At 62.2% G+C, this 17,779-nt stretch carries 13 protein-coding genes and 1 tRNA gene; 7 read left to right on the top strand and 7 right to left on the bottom strand.

The window, feature by feature from the left end:
* The first annotated feature begins 2 nt into the window (after nucleotides 1–2).
* Nucleotides 3–2,852, top strand: coding sequence for an aminomethyl-transferring glycine dehydrogenase (gcvP, locus tag V8359_RS07080; protein WP_336428068.1), 2,850 nt, complete (start codon nucleotides 3–5; stop codon nucleotides 2,850–2,852).
* Nucleotides 2,853–2,905: 53 nt separating this feature from the next.
* Here the strand turns inward: gcvP and V8359_RS07075 are convergent, their stop codons facing one another.
* Both V8359_RS07075 and V8359_RS07070 read right to left on the bottom strand, forming a co-directional pair.
* Nucleotides 2,906–5,422: an ABC transporter permease gene (locus tag V8359_RS07075; protein ID WP_336428067.1), complete on the bottom strand. Its 2,517-nt coding sequence runs from the start codon at nucleotides 5,420–5,422 to the stop codon at nucleotides 2,906–2,908.
* The gene (locus tag V8359_RS07070) at nucleotides 5,419–6,102 is read right to left on the bottom strand and encodes an ABC transporter ATP-binding protein (RefSeq protein WP_336428066.1); all 684 of its coding nucleotides are present in this window, start codon (nucleotides 6,100–6,102) and stop codon (nucleotides 5,419–5,421) included. The genes V8359_RS07075 and V8359_RS07070 overlap by 4 nt, the downstream gene beginning before the upstream one ends.
* On the opposite strand from V8359_RS07070, the gene V8359_RS07065 reads away from it, so the two are divergent.
* Complete coding sequence (locus tag V8359_RS07065; RefSeq protein ID WP_442970336.1) at nucleotides 6,101–6,784, top strand: arylesterase; 684 nt, start codon at nucleotides 6,101–6,103, stop codon at nucleotides 6,782–6,784. The genes V8359_RS07070 and V8359_RS07065 overlap by 2 nt on opposite strands.
* 45 nt (nucleotides 6,785–6,829) lie before the next feature.
* Here the strand turns inward: V8359_RS07065 and V8359_RS07060 are convergent, their stop codons facing one another.
* Both V8359_RS07060 and V8359_RS07055 read right to left on the bottom strand, forming a co-directional pair.
* The gene (locus tag V8359_RS07060) at nucleotides 6,830–7,036 is read right to left on the bottom strand and encodes a cold-shock protein (RefSeq protein ID WP_336428065.1); all 207 of its coding nucleotides are present in this window, start codon (nucleotides 7,034–7,036) and stop codon (nucleotides 6,830–6,832) included.
* 167 nt (nucleotides 7,037–7,203) lie between these two features.
* Entirely contained in the window at nucleotides 7,204–8,439 is a 1,236-nt protein-coding gene (locus tag V8359_RS07055; protein WP_336428064.1) for a geranylgeranyl reductase family protein, read from the bottom strand.
* Between the two features lie 163 nt (nucleotides 8,440–8,602).
* Between V8359_RS07055 and V8359_RS07050 the strand changes: the two genes are divergently transcribed.
* On the top strand, nucleotides 8,603–8,950 hold the full coding sequence (locus V8359_RS07050) for a BrnA antitoxin family protein (protein WP_336428063.1): 348 nt from the start codon (nucleotides 8,603–8,605) through the stop codon (nucleotides 8,948–8,950).
* Nucleotides 8,951–9,059: 109 nt separating this feature from the next.
* Nucleotides 9,060–9,635 (top strand): REP-associated tyrosine transposase, encoded by a 576-nt coding sequence (locus V8359_RS07045; RefSeq protein ID WP_336428062.1) that lies wholly within the window; start codon nucleotides 9,060–9,062, stop codon nucleotides 9,633–9,635.
* 169 nt (nucleotides 9,636–9,804) lie between these two features.
* On the opposite strand, the gene ettA is transcribed toward V8359_RS07045, so the two are convergent.
* Nucleotides 9,805–11,460, bottom strand: coding sequence for an energy-dependent translational throttle protein EttA (ettA, locus tag V8359_RS07040; RefSeq protein WP_336428061.1), 1,656 nt, complete (start codon nucleotides 11,458–11,460; stop codon nucleotides 9,805–9,807).
* A gap of 80 nt (nucleotides 11,461–11,540) precedes the next feature.
* Complete coding sequence (locus V8359_RS07035; RefSeq protein WP_336428060.1) at nucleotides 11,541–13,367, bottom strand: putative bifunctional diguanylate cyclase/phosphodiesterase; 1,827 nt, start codon at nucleotides 13,365–13,367, stop codon at nucleotides 11,541–11,543.
* Nucleotides 13,368–13,496: 129 nt separating this feature from the next.
* Between V8359_RS07035 and V8359_RS07030 the strand changes: the two genes are divergently transcribed.
* From V8359_RS07030 to V8359_RS07020, 3 genes are all read left to right on the top strand, one after another.
* Complete coding sequence (locus V8359_RS07030; RefSeq protein ID WP_336428059.1) at nucleotides 13,497–14,117, top strand: nicotinate-nucleotide adenylyltransferase; 621 nt, start codon at nucleotides 13,497–13,499, stop codon at nucleotides 14,115–14,117.
* Between the two features lie 86 nt (nucleotides 14,118–14,203).
* Complete coding sequence (dacB, locus tag V8359_RS07025) at nucleotides 14,204–15,694, top strand: D-alanyl-D-alanine carboxypeptidase/D-alanyl-D-alanine endopeptidase (protein ID WP_442970346.1); 1,491 nt, start codon at nucleotides 14,204–14,206, stop codon at nucleotides 15,692–15,694.
* A gap of 63 nt (nucleotides 15,695–15,757) precedes the next feature.
* Nucleotides 15,758–15,831 (top strand) — tRNA-Cys (locus tag V8359_RS07020).
* Between the two features lie 177 nt (nucleotides 15,832–16,008).
* On the opposite strand, the gene lhpI is transcribed toward V8359_RS07020, so the two are convergent.
* On the bottom strand, nucleotides 16,009–17,718 hold the full coding sequence (gene lhpI / locus V8359_RS07015) for a cis-3-hydroxy-L-proline dehydratase (RefSeq protein ID WP_336428057.1): 1,710 nt from the start codon (nucleotides 17,716–17,718) through the stop codon (nucleotides 16,009–16,011).
* Nucleotides 17,719–17,779: the final 61 nt, after the last annotated feature.

Raw genomic sequence — 17,779 nt, 5'->3', positions numbered from 1 at the left:
GTATGGCCTTCACGCCGACGAACTATCTTCCCTATGATTTTGCCAATCGCCGCCATATCGGGCCCTCGCCCGAAGAAATGGTCGACATGCTGGATGTTGTCGGGGCGAAGGATATCGACGACCTGATTGACCAGACCGTGCCAAAATCTATCCGTCAGGCCGAACCTCTAAACTTCGGCAAACCGAAATCCGAGCGTGAGCTGATGCATTTCATGCGCATGATCGCGTCAAAGAACAAAGTCTTGGTCAGCATGATCGGGCAGGGGTATCACGGCACGGTCACCCCGCCCGCGATTCAGCGCAACATTCTGGAAAACCCGGCGTGGTACACCGCCTATACGCCCTATCAACCCGAGATCAGCCAAGGCCGGCTTGAGGCGCTTCTGAATTTTCAGACCATGATTTCCGACCTGACGGGACTCGAGATCGCGAACGCCTCGCTTCTGGATGAGGCAACGGCCTGTGCCGAGGCGATGGTCATGGCCCAGCGCGTGTCCAAATCCAAGGCCATGGCGTTCTTCGTCGACCGTGATTGTCACCCGCAGAACATCGCTGTGATGCAGACCCGCGCCGAGCCACTGGGCATCGAGATCATCGTTGGCAACCCTGACAAGATGAACGCCGAAGACGTTTTTGGCGCGATTTTCCAGTATCCCGGAACCTATGGTCATGTGCGCGATTTCACCGACCATATCGCCAAGCTGCATGACGCGAAGGCCATCGGCATCATGTCCGCAGACCCGCTCGCGTTGACCCTGCTCAAGGAACCGGGCCAGATGGGGGCAGATATCGCCGTGGGCTCGACTCAGCGTTTCGGCGTGCCCATGGGATATGGCGGGCCGCATGCGGCTTACATGGCGTGCAAGGATGCCTATAAACGGTCCATGCCCGGCCGGATCATAGGTGTCAGCATAGACGACCATGGCAACCGGGCCTACCGGCTTAGCCTTCAGACACGCGAACAGCACATCCGCCGCGAAAAGGCGATGTCGAACGTGTGCACCGCACAGGCGCTGCTGGCGGTGATGGCATCGATGTATGCGGTCTTTCACGGACCAAAGGGCCTCAAGGCGATTGCCCAGCGTATCCACCGCAAGACCGTCCGTCTTGTTAAGGGGCTGGAGGAAGCAGGCTTCAAGGTGGACCCCAAGGTGTTTTTCGACACCATCACCGTTGATGTCGGGCCGCTTCAATCCGCCGTGTTGAAGTCTGCCGTGGACGAGGGGATCAATCTGCGCCGCGTGGGCGAAAGCCGGGTGGGCATCACCCTTGACGAAGCCACGCGCCCGAAGAACATCGAAAGCGTCTGGCGCGCCTTTGGGATCACCCGGAAGGACGATAGTTTCCCGGATGAATACCGGGTGCCGGAAGACCTGCACCGCACGACCGAGTATCTGACGCATCCGATCTTTCACATGAACCGGGCCGAAACCGAGATGATGCGCTACATGCGTCGTCTCGCGGATCGTGACCTTGCGCTCGACCGCGCGATGATCCCGCTTGGCTCCTGCACGATGAAGCTCAACTCGGCCGCCGAGATGATGCCGGTAAGCTGGCGCGAATTCTCGCGGCTGCATCCCTACTGCCCCACCGATCAGGCCGAAGGCTACACGGTGATGATCGACGATCTCAATGCAAAGCTGTGTGAGATTACGGGCTATGACGCGATTTCGATGCAGCCGAACTCGGGTGCGCAGGGGGAATATGCGGGGCTATTGACGATTTCCGCCTATCATCGTGCGAATGGCGAAGGGCATCGCAATGTCTGCCTTATCCCGACAAGCGCCCACGGCACCAACCCGGCCAGCGCGCAGATGGTCGGTTGGAAGGTGGTGGCGGTGAAGTCGACCGAAAACGGTGATATCGACATCGACGACTTTCGCGAAAAGGCCGAGACGCATTCCGAGAACCTTGCTGGCACGATGATCACCTACCCGTCCACCCACGGCGTGTTCGAAGAGCGCGTGCAGGAGATCACACAGATCACCCATGACCACGGGGGTCAGGTTTATATCGACGGGGCCAACATGAACGCGATGGTCGGTCTCGCGCGTCCCGGCGACATCGGTGGCGATGTCAGCCATCTCAACCTGCACAAGACGTTCTGCATCCCGCATGGCGGTGGCGGCCCGGGCATGGGGCCCATCGGGGTCAAGGCGCATCTGACACCGCACCTGCCCGGCCATCCCGCGACGGGCGGAGACAACGGCCCGGTCAGTGCCGCGCCCTTCGGCTCGCCGTCGATCCTGCCGATCAGCTGGGCCTATACGCTCCTGATGGGGGGTGAGGGTCTGACACAGGCGACGCGGGTTGCGATCCTAAATGCCAACTATATCGCGAAGCGGCTGGAGGGCGCGTATGACGTGCTCTATCGCGGGCGGAATGACCGCGTGGCGCATGAATGCATCATCGACACCCGCCCGTTCGAGAAAAGTGCGGGCGTCACGGTTGATGATATCGCCAAGCGGCTCGTGGATAACGGATTTCACGCCCCGACCATGAGCTTCCCGGTTCCCGGCACCCTGATGATCGAGCCGACCGAATCCGAGAACAAGGCCGAGCTTGACCGCTTCTGCGATGCAATGCTTTCGATCCGCGAGGAGATTCGCGACATCGAAGAGGGTCGCATCGACCCCGATAACAATCCGCTGAAACACGCGCCGCATACCGTCGAGGACTTGGTCGGTGACTGGGGCCGGCCCTATAGCCGCGAACAGGCGTGTTTCCCGGCGGGTGCGTTCCGCGTGGACAAATACTGGCCTCCGGTCAATCGCGTGGACAACGTCTATGGCGACCGCAACCTTGTCTGCACCTGCCCGCCGATGGAGGATTACGCCGAAGCGGCGGAATAGGCCCTATCGAATACAATGATCACATCGCCCCGGTCACAGTGCCGGGGCGATTTTTATTCGCGTCCCCGCAGCACGCGCGCGGGCCGCACGGCCAGTGGTGCCCAGACAAAGGCCAACCCCGCCAGAAGTGTCACCACAATGCCGGCGCCGACCACGGTCAGGGCCGAGGGCCACATCACCTCGAACCCGGTTTCCATCACAAAACGGCTGACAGCCCAGCCGCCCAGAATACCGGCGAGAAGCGCCACACTCCCGGCTGCGGCACCAAGAAGCGTGGCGCGCAAGGCGAGACTGGCCAGAATGCGGGCCCGGCTGGCGCCAAGAGTCCGAAGAACCGCGGCTTCGAAGATTCTGGCCCTCTGGTCCGCCGCTGCAGCCCCGATCAACACTAGAAACCCCGTGAGCAACGTGGCCGACGCGCCCCACGCCGTCGCCGCCGCCAAGCCGCCGAGGATACCTGCGACCCGCTCGATCGCATCGCGCACCCGAATTGCCGTGACATTGGGCATGGCCTTGGAAATATCGCTCAGGATCTGGGTCTCGGCCTGTTCGTCGGCATAGACCGTGGCGATGAAGCTATGCGGTGCCGAGGCAAGTGTGGCTTCGTCCATGATCATGATGAACCCCATGCCAGCGGTCGAGAAATCCACCTCTCGGAACGATGTGATCGTCGCCGTCATATCCCGGCCCAGAATGTTGACCGTGATCTCGTCACCAAGGCTCAGGCCCATCTCGGCGGCTTCCTCGGCGGCAAAGCTCAGTTGCGGTGGCCCGGTGTAATCGCCCCCCCACCACGTGCCTGCGCGCAGGTCGGTACGCTCGGGCAGAGAACCGGCATAACTGATCCCCCGATCGCCGTTCAGAACCCAGTGATCGCCTGCCACCTCGCGCGCGGGCTCTCCGTTGATCCGTGTGATGATACCGCGCAGCATCGGTGCGCTGTCGATCCGGCTGACGCGATCGTCCGAGTTCATTCGGTCTCGAAAATCGGGCATCTGATCTTTTTGTATGTCGACAAAAAAGAAGGCCGGGGCCCGGTCGGGTAGGTCGCGTTCTATGGCGCCACGCAGGTTGCCGTCGATCTGCCCCACGGCAGCCAAAACCGACAGCCCCAGCCCAAGCGAAAGCACAACCGAGGCAGCCGAGGTGCCGGGGCCCCCGATGGCGGCCAATGCCCAGCCCAGCGCAGGGCGCCCCCGCGCCACACGTCGCCCGCGGGAGGCAAGCCAGCGGATGCCAGCCGCCGAAAGACCCAGAAGAAGCAGAGCGCCGGAAATACCCCCCGCCGTCCATAGCGTGAGCCACGTATTCCCGGAGAACCATGTCGCGACACCGACAAGCGCGGCCAGCAACAGCGCGATCGCCACCAGAAAATGCCAAGCCGGTAGGCCGCGCCCGGAGTCATCGGCCCCTCGGAAAAGGCTGGCCGCCCGCACGTCTGCCGCCTTGGACAATGGCCAAAGCGTAAAGATCAGCGCCGCCAGCACGCCATAGATCGCGGCCTCGATCATCGGGGCGGGATAGAGGCCGAACTCTGCCGGAACCGGCAGGCGCGCGCTGATCACTGGCGCGAGAAGCACGGGAAGCCCCGCTCCGAGGATCACCCCGAGAGCCAAACCCAACAGGGTAAGCAATCCGATCTGCACGAAATAGGTGGCAAAGATGGTCCAGCGCCCGGCGCCCAACGTGCGCAAGGTGGCGATCACATGCACCTTGCCCGCAAGATAGGCACGGATCGCCGTCGCGATGCCGACACCCCCCACGGCCAGACCGCTAAGGCCGACAAGCACGAGAAACGCCCCCAACCGATCAACGAATTCGGCCACGTCCTGCGCGCCGTTGCGCGCGTCGCGCCATGTGAGACCACGATCCGGGAACTGCGCGGCAAGCGCCTGTTTTCGGGCATCGAGATCGGTGCCCGGCGGAAGATCGAGCCGGGTGCGCGTGGTATAAAGCGTTCCGGGCGCAAGCAGGCCGGCCTCCTTCAGATCGACCTCGCGCAGCAGTGTCCGGGGCCCGAGTGCAAAGCCGCTCGTCACACTGTCGGGTTCATGTGTCAGCGCGGCCATCACGCGAAATTCCTGCGTTCCAAGGCGAAACGTATCTCCCGTGGTCACGCCAAGCTGCGCCATCAATGTCGGATCAAGCACCGCGCCGGGCAGGCCATTTTCGCCATCAAGTGCCGTGGTTAGGTCCATGGGGGGATCGAGTCTGACACTCCCGACAAGTGGATAGTGATCATCGACCGCCTTCACCTGAGTCAGCGCGCGCGCATCGCCCGCCACGGCCATCGAGCGAAAATCGGTGATCATCGAAACCCGGTCCGAAATACCTTCAAGATAGGCGCGCTCTTCTGCGTTGGGGGCGCGATAGGTCAGCTCGACCTCGGCGTCGCCGCCCAGTAAGCGCGCGCCCTCGGCACTCAGCCCGGCCTGAATGCTTTCGCGCACCGTGCCGACTGCGGCAATGGCCGCGGCGCCCAGAATGAGACAGCCAAGAAACACGCGGAACCCGGCCAGCCCACCGCGCATTTCGCGCAGCGCGAAACGTATCGCAAAGCCCGGCCTCATCCTGTTGGGTCGACGTCGAGCCGTCCGTCGATGAGCCTGATCACCCGATCGCACCGCGCCGCCAGCTCCGTATCATGCGTGACCAGAACAAGCGTCGATCCATACCGTTCGCGAAGACCGAACAGAAGATCGACGATCACCTCACCGGTCGGACCGTCAAGATTGCCGGTGGGCTCATCCGCAAGCACCATGCGCGGCCGGGGCGCGGCGGCGCGGGCAAGCGCGACGCGCTGTTGCTCGCCTCCCGAAAGTTGGAATGGATAATGGTCTGCGCGGTGCCCGACCCCCACAGCGCGCAGTTCATCTGCCGCGCGGTCAAAGGCATCATCATGTCCGGCAAGTTCAAGCGGCGTCGCCACGTTCTCGAGCGCGGTCAGCGTCGGGATCAGATGGAAGGATTGGAAAACCACACCGACATTGTCGCGCCGCAGCTTGGCCAGCGCGTCTTCATTCATTTTTCCAAGATCATGGCCCAAGGCCCGCACAGTGCCGCCGGTCGCGCGTTCGAGTCCGCCCATCAGCATCAGCAGCGATGATTTGCCCGAACCCGAAGGGCCCGTCAGCCCGACAGTTTCACCTTCATGGACATCAAGGGTGATGCCATGCAGGATATCGACTCGGCCCGCGTTCGACCTAAGTGAAAGCGACGCGTGATCGAGCGAAAGAAGGGGTGAAGACATGCATTCTGGCCTTGTGACACGGTTCCTGACATATGGGACGATGGCCCGCCTCGGCAAGGTGTTTTGCCTGCTCCTTATGGTCGCGGTCGGGCCTCGCGCGGGTGCGGCATCTGATGTCACGGTTCTGGCTTTGGGCGATAGCCTGACCCAAGGTTACGGCCTTCCCGAACACCACGGGTTCGTTCCGCAACTCGAGGCATGGCTGAGACGCGAAGGGGTGGCTGTGGACGTGATCAACGCTGGCGTTTCGGGTGACACCACTGCCGGGGGTGCGGCGCGCGTCGATTGGAGCCTGACCCCCGATGTGGACGCGATGATCGTGGCCCTTGGGGGCAATGATCTTTTGCGCGGCATAGACCCCGAGGTGAGCCGCGAAAATCTCGAAACGATACTCGAGAGAGCGGCGGCGCAGGAGGTGCCGGTATTGCTTGTCGGGTTGGACGCGCCGTCGAATTACGGCCCGGATTACAAGCGCGCGTTTGATGCGATCTACCCCGATCTGTCACAGGCCTATGACACGCTTTATGCCAAGGACTTCTTCGGCGGCTTGCCGGACCGGGATCCTTCAAAGCTTCGTCAATATTTTCAGGCGGATGGCATTCACCCCAACAAGGAGGGTGTCACGCTGATCGTGGAGGAGTTGGGCCCGGATATTCTGCGCCTGATCGGGCGCACGAAATGAAAAGGGCCGCACGCGGCGGCCCTTCCCTGAAACTGTGAACGTGGTTCAGACCAGTTCGATGTTGCTCGCCGATTCGCGGCCGTCACGGCCGGCTTCGAGGTCGTAGGTGACCTTCTGGTTGTCAGCGAGGCCTGTCAGGCCGGCGCGCTCAACTGCGGAAATGTGGACGAAAACGTCCTTGCCGCCGTCTTCGGGCGCGATGAAGCCGTAGCCTTTGGTGGTGTTGAACCATTTAACGGTGCCGTTAGCCATACCGTTGTCTCCTTAGATTATCACTGCCCACAGTATGTGGCAGCCTGGCTCGTCAGTGCAGAATCGAATGCTGAGCCTTCTCAGGAAGCAGGTAGTCGATAGTGGTAACGTCGCAGGTCACATATGTGCGCATGGCCGCCGCAAAACAAGGGGAAATTTTAAATCCGCTATTTCAGGCGCTTGGTCGCCACCCGGCTTGGCTTGGAAGGTTTGGGCGCAGGGGATTCGGGGCCTGCGCTTCGCAAGGCGCGCAGGGCGATGCCCGGTAGGCGCAGTATCGTGAGGCGCAGGATGCGGGGATATTCGCACTCACCGTTGAGCAGGCGGATGAACTCTTTCTTGAGCACGCGGGAGCGGCCGAAGCTGCGTTCGAAGATGGGCCGGAACCGGGCCGAAAAGATCAGCGGCCTGAGCCAGCGGGCCAGACGCAGGGAGCGTCGGATAGGTCGCACGGAGCGGCGATAGATCGGCAATGCACGGGCCGCATCACCTTGGGATATCGCGGCTTTGGCGGCCAATGCGGCGGCGTGGCCCGATTGCATCGCATAGGCGATCCCCTCACCGGTGATGGGGTCGACATAGCCCGCCGCGTCGCCCACAAGAAGCGTCGTGCCATGGCCCGGTGTGCCCTTGTCTTCGCCGGCGGGGAGGAAATGCCCCTTGACTTTCGCCCTGCTGTCATCCTTCAGAAGTGACTGATATTGCGCCATTTTATTTGCCATGTCGGGGTTAAGCACATGCATCCCGCCAATGCCGATGGTGGTTGTCCGGCGTTTCGGAAAGGACCAGCCATAGCCCCAATCCGCCGCGTCGAGATCAATGCGGATGGGGGCGTCGGGGCCGGGGTCTGTGTCGTTCGGCGCCTCGATCTCAAGCGCGAACCCGATGCGGGCGGGGTCAAAAGCGCGACCGAACAGCGCCTTTGCAACAATGCTCTGGACACCGTCGGCACCAATCAGGACGGACCACGAAATCGTCTCGCCCGTGGCAAGGCTCAGGTGGCGCGCCTTGGGGTCGAGCGTGGTCACACGGCAGCCGGTGAAATCCTGCGCCCCGGCATCACAAGCCATTGTTTTGAGATGGGAATCCATATCCCATCGCATCGTCACATGCATCGGTGAGGCGGTCTCTTCCGGGCCAAGCCGTGCGCCGCGAAGATAGAAGGCGAAGCGCCGTCTTTCATCGAAAAGCGCAGGGTCGAGAGGCCGGTCGAACACCTGCTGAAACGCGGCGCGGGCGCGACCGGAAAAGAGCCCGCCACACAGCTTGGCCCGTGGAAAACCGGCCTTGTCGATCAGCGCGACGCTGAGCCCCGCGCGGGCCGCGGTGAAGGCCGCCGATGCACCCGCCGGGCCGGCGCCGATGACGACGAGGTCGAAGAAAAGCGGTCTTTCAGGGTCCATCCCCGAAGCTTTACGCAGGGTCGGCACAGTTGCCAAGATACCATGTCGGCATCCACGTCGGCATTCACGTATGTATCACGTCGGTGCAACGGGACGCCTTGATCGGGAAACCTTAACGATGTCTTGCGAGTGTGACGCAAATCGCATCGAGGGAGAAACCGCCATGACCGCCCCCAGCCCGGCCCGCCGCCTGACCAAGACCGAGCGCATCGCACAAGACGCGTTGATAAAGAACCTCATCCACCTGCAACGGGACACATGGGTTACGACCGCCCTGCGCGACGAGGTGCCGGATGCGTGGCATACGCTCGAGTGTGATCTGGACGTGTGGGAAAAAAAGCAGAAGGTGACGCTTTACCTCGAAACCTCGGTCGCGAAATTCTATCGCGCCATGGGGCCGGGGTATCAGGCGCGGATCAACCGGCTTCTGGCCACTTATGCGCAGATGAAGATTGCAGGCGAGGCGCGGGTGGATGAATTTCTGGAGAAACGGGTGGCGGGGGAGGAGTGAGGGCTAAGGGTGTGGCACGGGCGTGATTGGAGATAGCGGGCCCATTGCCCCCAAGGCCAACCGACGATCGTTTACCGACCCTTAACCAAGGTATGGGCAGAGTCGGTGGATGTCGCGTTATGTCCGCCCCCGCATGCCCGGTTCGCGCATTTTCTTCACCGTCAACCTCGCACGGCGGGGAGGCGAGGTTCTGGTGGACGAGATTGTGCGGTTGCGGGCTGCTGTCCGCATGGTGATGGCGGAGCGGCCCTTTCACGTGGACGCATGGGTGGTTCTGCCAGATCACATGCACGCGGTATGGACATTGCCCGAGGGGGACACGGCCTATTCGGTGCGATGGGGCGCAATCAAGGCGCGTTTTTCAAGGGATTTGCGTAGGGCGGGGTTTAGCCCGCCGGACCGGTTGCCGATTGTTCAAAACGGCCGGTATGCCGGGGTGACCCCCGGCCTACGCCACGCCAAAGGGGAGGTTGGCATCTGGCAGCGCCGGTTCTGGGAGCACCATATCCGGAATGAAGCCGACTACGCGGCGCATATCCGCTATTGCTGGGGAAACCCGGTCAAGCACGGCTTCGTGCGGCGCGCCGTCGATTGGCCCTATTCTTCGATCCATCGGGATATCCGGGCCGGGCTGATCGAGCCGGAATGGGCGGGGGAGGTGCCGGAAGGGCAGTTTGGGGAGTAGGCCGGGCTTCAGCCCGGCATAATCGACCCCATGTGCCGGGCTGAAGCCCGGCCTACGGCGTGCTGTAGGCACACGTAATAGATGCGTCTTCTTAACAGAGTTAACGGGCTTTGATTTTCGGGAATTGAATGCCTCGCGGCTTGTTTCCCAGAACGCGGGGCGTTCGACGTCACCTCGCAAACTTCTTGTGCTTGATCCGCTTGGGTTCGAGTGCGTCCGCGCCAAGGCGGCGTTTCTTGTCTTCCTCGTAGTCCTCGAAGTTGCCTTCGAACCATTCGACATGGGCCTCGCCCTCGAAGGCGAGGATGTGGGTGCAGATGCGGTCGAGGAAGAAGCGGTCGTGGGAGATGACCACGGCGCAGCCGGCGAAATCGACCAGCGCGTCTTCGAGGGCGCGGAGCGTTTCGACGTCAAGATCGTTGGTCGGTTCGTCGAGCAGCAGGACGTTGCCACCATCTTTCAGCAGGCGCGCCATGTGGACGCGGTTGCGTTCGCCGCCCGAAAGAAGAGAGACCTTTTTCTTTTGATCGCCGCCCTTGAAGTTGAACGATGAGCAATAGGCGCGGGCGTTTACTTCGGCATCGCCCAGTTTGATCACGTCCTTGCCGTCGGCGATCGCCTCCCACACCGTTTCGTCGGGTTTGAGATCGTCGCGCGACTGATCGACATAGCTCAGGTCAACGGTGTCGCCGTATTCGATGGTGCCGGAATCGGGCTCTTCCTGTCCGGTGAGCATCTTGAAGAGCGTCGATTTGCCCGCGCCGTTGGGGCCGATCACGCCGACGATGCCGCCGGGCGGGAGCGAGAAGGTCAGATCCTCGATCAGGAGCTTGTCGCCCATGTGTTTCTTGAGGTTCTCGACCTCGATCACCTTCTGGCCAAGGCGCGGGCCGTTGGGGATGACGATCTGGGCGCGCGCGAGTTTTTCGCGCTCGGACTGATTGGCAAGCTCGTTATAGGCGTTGATCCGGGCCTTGGATTTGGCCTGACGGGCCTTCTGCCCCTGACGCATCCATTCAAGCTCGCGTTCAAGGGTCTTTTGCTTGGACTTGTCTTCGCGCGCTTCCTGCTCAAGCCGCTTGGCCTTTTGTTCGAGCCATGCGGAATAGTTGCCTTCGTAGGGAATGCCGCGGCCACGGTCGAGTTCGAGAATCCAGCTGGTAATGTCATCGAGGAAATAGCGGTCGTGGGTGACGATCAGGATCGTGCCCTTGTAGTCGATGAGGTGTTGTTGCAGCCAGGCGATGGTCTCGGCGTCGAGGTGGTTGGTGGGCTCGTCGAGGAGGAGCATCTCCGGGGCCTCGAGCAGCAGTTTGCAGAGCGCGACGCGGCGGGCCTCGCCGCCCGAGAGGCTTGAGACGTCGGCGTCATCGGGTGGGCAGCGAAGTGCCTCCATCGACACGTCGATCTGGCTGTCGAGATCCCACAGGTTGTTGCTGTCGATATCGTCCTGAAGGGCGGCCATTTCATCGGCGGTCTCATCCGAGTAGTTCATCGCCAGTTCGTTGAAACGATCAAGCTTGGCCTTTTGGGCGGCGACGCCGAGCATGACATTCTCGCGGACGGTGAGATCGGGGTCGAGCTTGGGCTCCTGCGGGAGGTAGCCGACCTTTGCGCCCTCGGCGGACCATGCCTCACCGGTGTAGTCGGTGTCGAGGCCGGCCATGATCTTGAGCAGGGTGGACTTACCGGCACCGTTGGGGCCGACGACGCCGATCTTGACGCCGGGCAGGAAGCTGAGATGGATGTTCTCGAAGCATTTCTTGCCGCCGGGATAGGCTTTGGACACACCCTGCATGTGATAGACATATTGATAGGCCGCCATGATCTGCCGCTCCCTTGTGAATACCGCGTTCGGACCCGTGTGTATCCGGGGTGCGCGGCGGGAGCAATGGGCCTGCGCGCCTAGCGTGCCAGCGGCCGGGGCGTGCCGTCCGGCGCACCGGGAAAGGCCAGTGGCGCGGGCAGCGGAAGCTTGCTGGCGAGCCAGTCGAGCATGGCCGGAACCGGCATCGGACGGGCAAGGCCGAAACCCTGAATGCAGGGACAGCCGGCGCGGCGCAGGATGTCGAGCTGACCTTGGGTTTCGACGCCTTCGGCCACCACGTCCATGCCGAGAAGCCCGCAAAGCCGGATGATCGACCTGGTGATCACGCGGTTGCGCGGATCGGCTTCGAGGCGGCGGACCATCGAGAAATCGAGCTTGATCGCGTCGATCTCGAAGGCGGACATATGGGCGAGGCCGGCATAGCCGGTGCCGAAATCATCGAGCGCCACGCGCACGCCCAACCGGCGCAGCCGTTCCACCGCGGCCACGACATCAAGATCGCCGCCATCGAGAATCGTGGTTTCGAGGATTTCGACACATATGCGCCCCGGAGAAAGCCCGCGGGCCTGTAACGCCCAGTCGAGCAGTCCGGGGTAATTCTCATCCGCGAGGATCGGGCTTGAGACGTTTATCGACATGGTCATATCGCGATGCCCCGCGTCATCAAGCGCCTTGAGTGCATCAAGCGCGCGGATCATCGAGATATAGTCTACATCGGCCAGCAGCTGCGAGCGACGCGCCTCTTCGAGGAATTGGCCAGGGGGAAGGATGCCCTTCTCGGGATGCTGCCAGCGGATGAGCGCCTCAAAACCGGTGACTGTATCGTCGCGCAGCCGGAGCTGCGGTTGCAGATAAACCTCGAACTGATTTCGCTCGACCGCGATGCGCAGGTCATTGGCAAGCTGTTGTCGGGCGCGATACCGGCGGCCCAGATGTTCGGAGTAGAAGGCGACATGGCCTCGTCCGCTCGCCTTGGCGGAATAGAGCGCCTGATCGGCCTGCTGAATCAGCGCCTCGCCCGTGACGGTGTCGGAGACAGGCATGCTGGCCCCGATCGAGATGCCGACGCATATCTTTTGATCCTGCCAGTCGAGCGGTGTCGAAATATCCCGGAGCACAAGTTCGGCGCGGGCCATCAGCGCCTCCTGAGAGGCGACGCGGGCACAAATCAGAAGAAACTCATCGCCGCCGGTGCGGCAGACAAGATCATCGGCGCCCGCGTTGCGCCGAAGCCTGTCGGCCACGTGGCACAGGGTGGCATCGCCCGCCGCATGGCCCAGCGTGTCGTTTATCTCTTTGAATTTGTCGAGGTCGATCTGAAGCACGCCGATCTGACCGGCGCGAACAAACTCGACCACCGCATCCGACCGCATGTAAGCCGAGAGCCGCTTGCGGTTGGCAAGGCCGGTCAGATCGTCGTGAAACGCCGCGTGTTCAAGCTCGTCCTTGGCCTGATGGAGTGCGGCCTCGGTGCGGACCTGATCGGTGATGTCGCGACAGGCCACGACGACAAGCTTGTCATCGGGGCCGGGGCCAAGGTCGATCAGGGCGTGGGTCTGTTGATTCCAGAAGCGCGTGCCATCGGCGCGCACATGCTCGGCCACCCGGAACCGGCGGAAAAGCGAGCTTTGGGTGTCATACCGGAACTTCGCAAGTGCGTCCGGGGCGCGGCGCCGTTCGGGGGGCAGCACGAGTTCCTCGGGATTGCGGTCTTTCACCTCGTCCAAGGAGAAGCCGATCATCTGCGCCAGCGCGCTGTTCATCCATTTGACCCGCCCGTTCATATCGAGCACGCCGACACCGTCGCCCACATGTTCGAGGACGAGTTCAGGCAGCGGACGACCCGAGGAAAGCCCGTCGGGATACCGCAGCCGGTGTTGCGCTGTATCGTCCTGTTCCGTCAAACCGAATCCGTCCTGACACGTCTCCCGCGTGGGACTATGCAAAGGACGGCTTAACATTCGGTGCCCAAACCTCTTACAGAGGGTTAAGACGCATCGCTGAAGCCCAGCCGCCAGAAGGAGACCGACCGGGTGCAAGATATTCGCCTGCCTCTTATTCGCCCCGGCCAAAGTGTCGGACTGCTTGGGGGATCGTTCGATCCACCGCACGAGGGGCATGCGCATATCACGCGGGAGGCGCTCAAGCGGTTCGGCCTTGATCGGGTGTGGTGGCTGGTCAGTCCGGGTAACCCGCTCAAGGCGCGCGGCCCCGCCCCGATCGAGCGGCGGCTGTGCGCGGCGCGCGCGATCATGGATCATCCGCGCGTCGCGATCACCGATTTCGAGGCGCAGATCGGATCGCGGTATACCGCCGAAACCCTGAAGGCATTGCGCGCCGCGCGGCCCGGTGTGCGCTTTGTGTGGCTGATGGGGGCGGACAACCTTGGGCAATTCCACCTTTGGCAGGATTGGCAGGATATAATCGAGAACGTGCCGGTGGGGGTGTTGGCCCGGCCCGGCACGCGCACATCAGCGCGCGGCGCCAAGGCGGCGCGTGTCTATCGTGCGGCGCGTCTGCCCGCGCGGCGTAGCCAAGAGCTTGCTGATCGTGAGGCGCCGGCATGGTGTTTCATCAACGTGCCGATGAATGCGCAATCCTCAACTCGGCTGAGGCACAGGGGCGCATGGCCGTCATCCCCCGAAGGCGCATGAGCCGTGCATGATATGTCCATGGCATTTCCCGCGAAACGCTTGAATCGCGCCTTGTCTGAGCCGCAATGCTGCGTTTTAATTCGCGCATGAACAGGTCATTCACACGCCGGTTTTTCCTAGGTTCCGCGATGTCGGCAATTGCCGTGTCCGCGCAGGCGGGCGCGCCCGCCAAATCCCTGCGCCCGCAGCTTCGGCCCGATGGTCTGGGCAAGCGGACGGCGCCGGAGGCCGAGGCGCTGATCCGCGCGGCCAAGCTTGGTGGCGAAGTGGATTTCGCGGTGGTCGATATCGCCACGGGCAAAACGCTCGAGTCGCGCGGCGCAGAGGAGGGGCTGCCTCCGGCCAGTGTCGCCAAGGCGGTAACGGCGATGTATGCGCTTGATACGCTGGGACCGAATTACAGGTTCCGCACCCGGCTTGTTGCGGTGGGGCCGATCGTGGACGGGGTGATCGAGGGTGATCTCGTTCTGGCCGGCGGGGGCGATCCGACGCTTGATACCAATGCGCTGGCGCAGATGGCGGCGGACCTCAAGGCCGCGGGCATCCGGGCGGTGACAGGCAAGTTCCGGGTCTGGTCAGGTGCGCTTCCCTATACGCCCGAGATCGACGACACGCAGCCCGATCACGTGGGGTATAATCCGGCGCTTTCGGGCCTGAACCTCAATTTCAACCGGGTGCATTTTCAGTGGAAACGCGCCGGGGGTGGTCACTCTGTCACGATGGATGCGCGGTCGGACAAATACCGCCCGGAGGTGCAGGTCGCGCGGATGAGCGTCGTGAACCGAAGCTTGCCGGTTTATACCCATCGCGACGGCGGCGACCACGATATCTGGACCGTGGCGCACAGCGCGCTGGGCAATGGCGGCGCGCGGTGGTTGCCGGTGCGGCACCCGGCAAATTACACTGCGGAGGTGTTCATGACCTTCGCCCGCGCACAGGGCCTCCGGCTTGATGCCGGGGCGGCGGCCACCGCGCGACCCGAGGGAACCGCGCTTGTCACCCACCGGAGCGATAGCCTTAGGGATATCCTGCGCGGGATGCTGAAATTTTCCACCAATATCACCGCCGAGCTTGTCGGGCTCACCGCGTCGGCGAACCAAATGGGCAAGGTGGAATCGCTCGCGGCTTCGGCCCGGGAGATGACGCGCTGGGCCTCGGATGAGCTGGGCCTGACGGATGCGCGGTTCGTCGATCATTCGGGGCTGGGCGACAGGAGCCGGATCAGCGCCGGCAGTCTTGCCGCGGCGCTGGCGCGGGTGCATCGCGACGGGGAGATCGGGCCGCTGCTCAAGGACGTCCCGATGCGGCACGCGAACGGGCAGGTCGACAGAGCCCACCCGGTCAAGGTGCAGGCCAAGACCGGCACGTTGATCTTTGTCAGCTCGCTCGCGGGATATGCCACGGCTCCCGACGGCACGACGCTTGCCTTCGCGATCTTTGCCGCCGATGCCCGGCAACGGGCCACGATCGACCGCGCCAGCCAAGTCACCGCTCCGGGCGCACGCAGCTGGAACCGGCGGGCCAAACGCCTGCAACAGGCGCTGATCGAACGGTGGACACTGACCTATAGCGGATAAGCCCGCGCAATCCCCTTGCACCGCGCCCGCGTCTATTCTAAGTGGAAGTTCACCGCATGGTCAGGCGAGTTGGCGGAGTGGTGACGCAGCGGATTGCAAATCCGTGTACACCGGTTCGATTCCGGTACTCGCCTCCATTTATTATCGCGAAACGTTTTATAGATTGTGGGTATCTGCGGGAGGCTCGAGCGCGCTGACAGAGCGGCGAACCGGACGGGTATCGCCGAAGTGGTTGGTGTCAGGACGGGCGCTTTATTTGAGACTGTCGTGCAGCCGACGGATTATCGCCGGGATCCCCGATGATGCCTTGGGCCTTAGCGAAGCCATGGCGGCGGGGTGTCGGGAGCAAAGCCTTTGACGGCCGCCTCAACGCAGTCCCCAAGACTTCCAAGACGCGCGTGACGACCGGACAGCCCGTGAGCATAGTGAGCATACTTGCCGGAATTCGTCATCAACCCTTGGGTATGCGGCGGAAATATCGGTTCGATGATCGAACACCAGCAAAGGTCGGGTATCAATCGCACCCCGGCATTTTGCAGCCGGTCAACAAGCCCCTCGTTCCGCGCTGCTTGCAGGACATCTCTGCCGATTGTGATGATCATCTGCGTGGATGAATTGCAGCTCCGGTCCCCGAAAAGATCCGCCACACGGCGCGCTTCGGACAACGAAGCATGCGGGCTGCCGATGGCGACAAGGTCAATCTTTCCTTTTCCACGATTCAGCTCAGTCCAGGCCTCAACGAATTCCGGCAGGCCAATGTCGTGCCGCCGGGCATCAGGCGCAGGGTCAAGATGCGCTTCGGGTGTGTGGCCCGCGATATGAAGCATCGGCGCACCGGAGGTCGTGCCGAAAGCGGCGCAGAGCGCCTTTAGATCATCTTGCGACGGGTCCACATCTTCCAAACCGGTCAAAAGTGGAATTGCCTTGGGAGAGGCCCGCCCTGCCAGCCATCCGATCAGCGGCCAGAGCAAATCATCATGACCTGACGGAGGGGGGGTCAGTTCTATGATCGTGCAAGGGGCGCGGCCTTTTTGCGTGTAAACACCCGAAGCCGGAGCGCGCCCTGTCATGGCGATAAACAGGTCAAGGTAGTCGGGATGTTTGGGGCTGCGCGCTCCGAGCACGCTATTGGCGAAAATAACGGCATTGGATTCTGACCATCCGATAACCTCGCCGCATTCGGGCGCATCCTCAAGAAGATAGGGCGCGCAGGTGAACACCGGACGCGCGCCCATCGTCACATACGCATCCGCAAGACGGCTTGCGCGACTGCCAAAATCGGGCGGGACGTTCTGCGATTGCCAATTTTCCCGATCGACCGAAATGGCGTTGATCGTTGTAGGAACCGAAACTTTGGCACCCATTTCGGCCAGTTTTTCAGCAAAGATAAGGTTGGCCGAATGCGCGAGGATGCAGCCATCTATGTGGCCTTTGGTGACATCGATCAGCTCTTCTGTGCCTTCTTTTGCCGCCATGAGGCAGATGATTTCCATCGCAATCTTGGCGGCGGGGCCCGCATCACCGCTTAGATACCACGTGTCGCGCTCGGACAGATTCAGATCGCCGGTCACCGCTGGCGTGAGTTCAAGCCCGATACCATCAGCTTTGAGGAGGGTTCCGGAAATTGATGCCGTTTCGCACAAAGCGAGGCGCTCATATACGGCCCGAGGCAGCGAGATTGTCGGAAGCGGCTTGCCAAAGATGCGATCAGACACCAGCGCGCCCAGGGTAAGGATTTCTTCATCGTCGCAAAAGACAAGCGCTGCCGGGGCCAATCCGTTCATTGACAGTTCGAGCAGAACGCCACTCCCGCTGCAAGAGCCACGGGATGTGGGCATCATCAGGATCTTGCCGGACACCGATGCTCCGTGGTTGGGATGGTGAACGTCAATAATCGTTCCGCTCTCAGGATCGACCCCGCCCCAAAAGCTGAGCCCTTCGATACAGGTAAGGATCTTTCCGTCTGCATGTCCTGAGATAAGAATCCGGCCTGTTTTTTCGGCCTCGTGCGATGGAGTCTTCAAGATATATCCAGAATTATAATACGTGTTGGCGGTGATCTTCGGATTGGCAAGCGGTGTCGGG

The organism is Roseovarius sp. E0-M6 (assembly GCF_037083845.1).
Classification (GTDB): Bacteria; Pseudomonadota; Alphaproteobacteria; order Rhodobacterales; family Rhodobacteraceae; genus Roseovarius.
The sequence above is the reverse complement of the archived record's forward strand: the minus strand, read 5'-3'. Positions and strand labels throughout refer to the sequence as shown.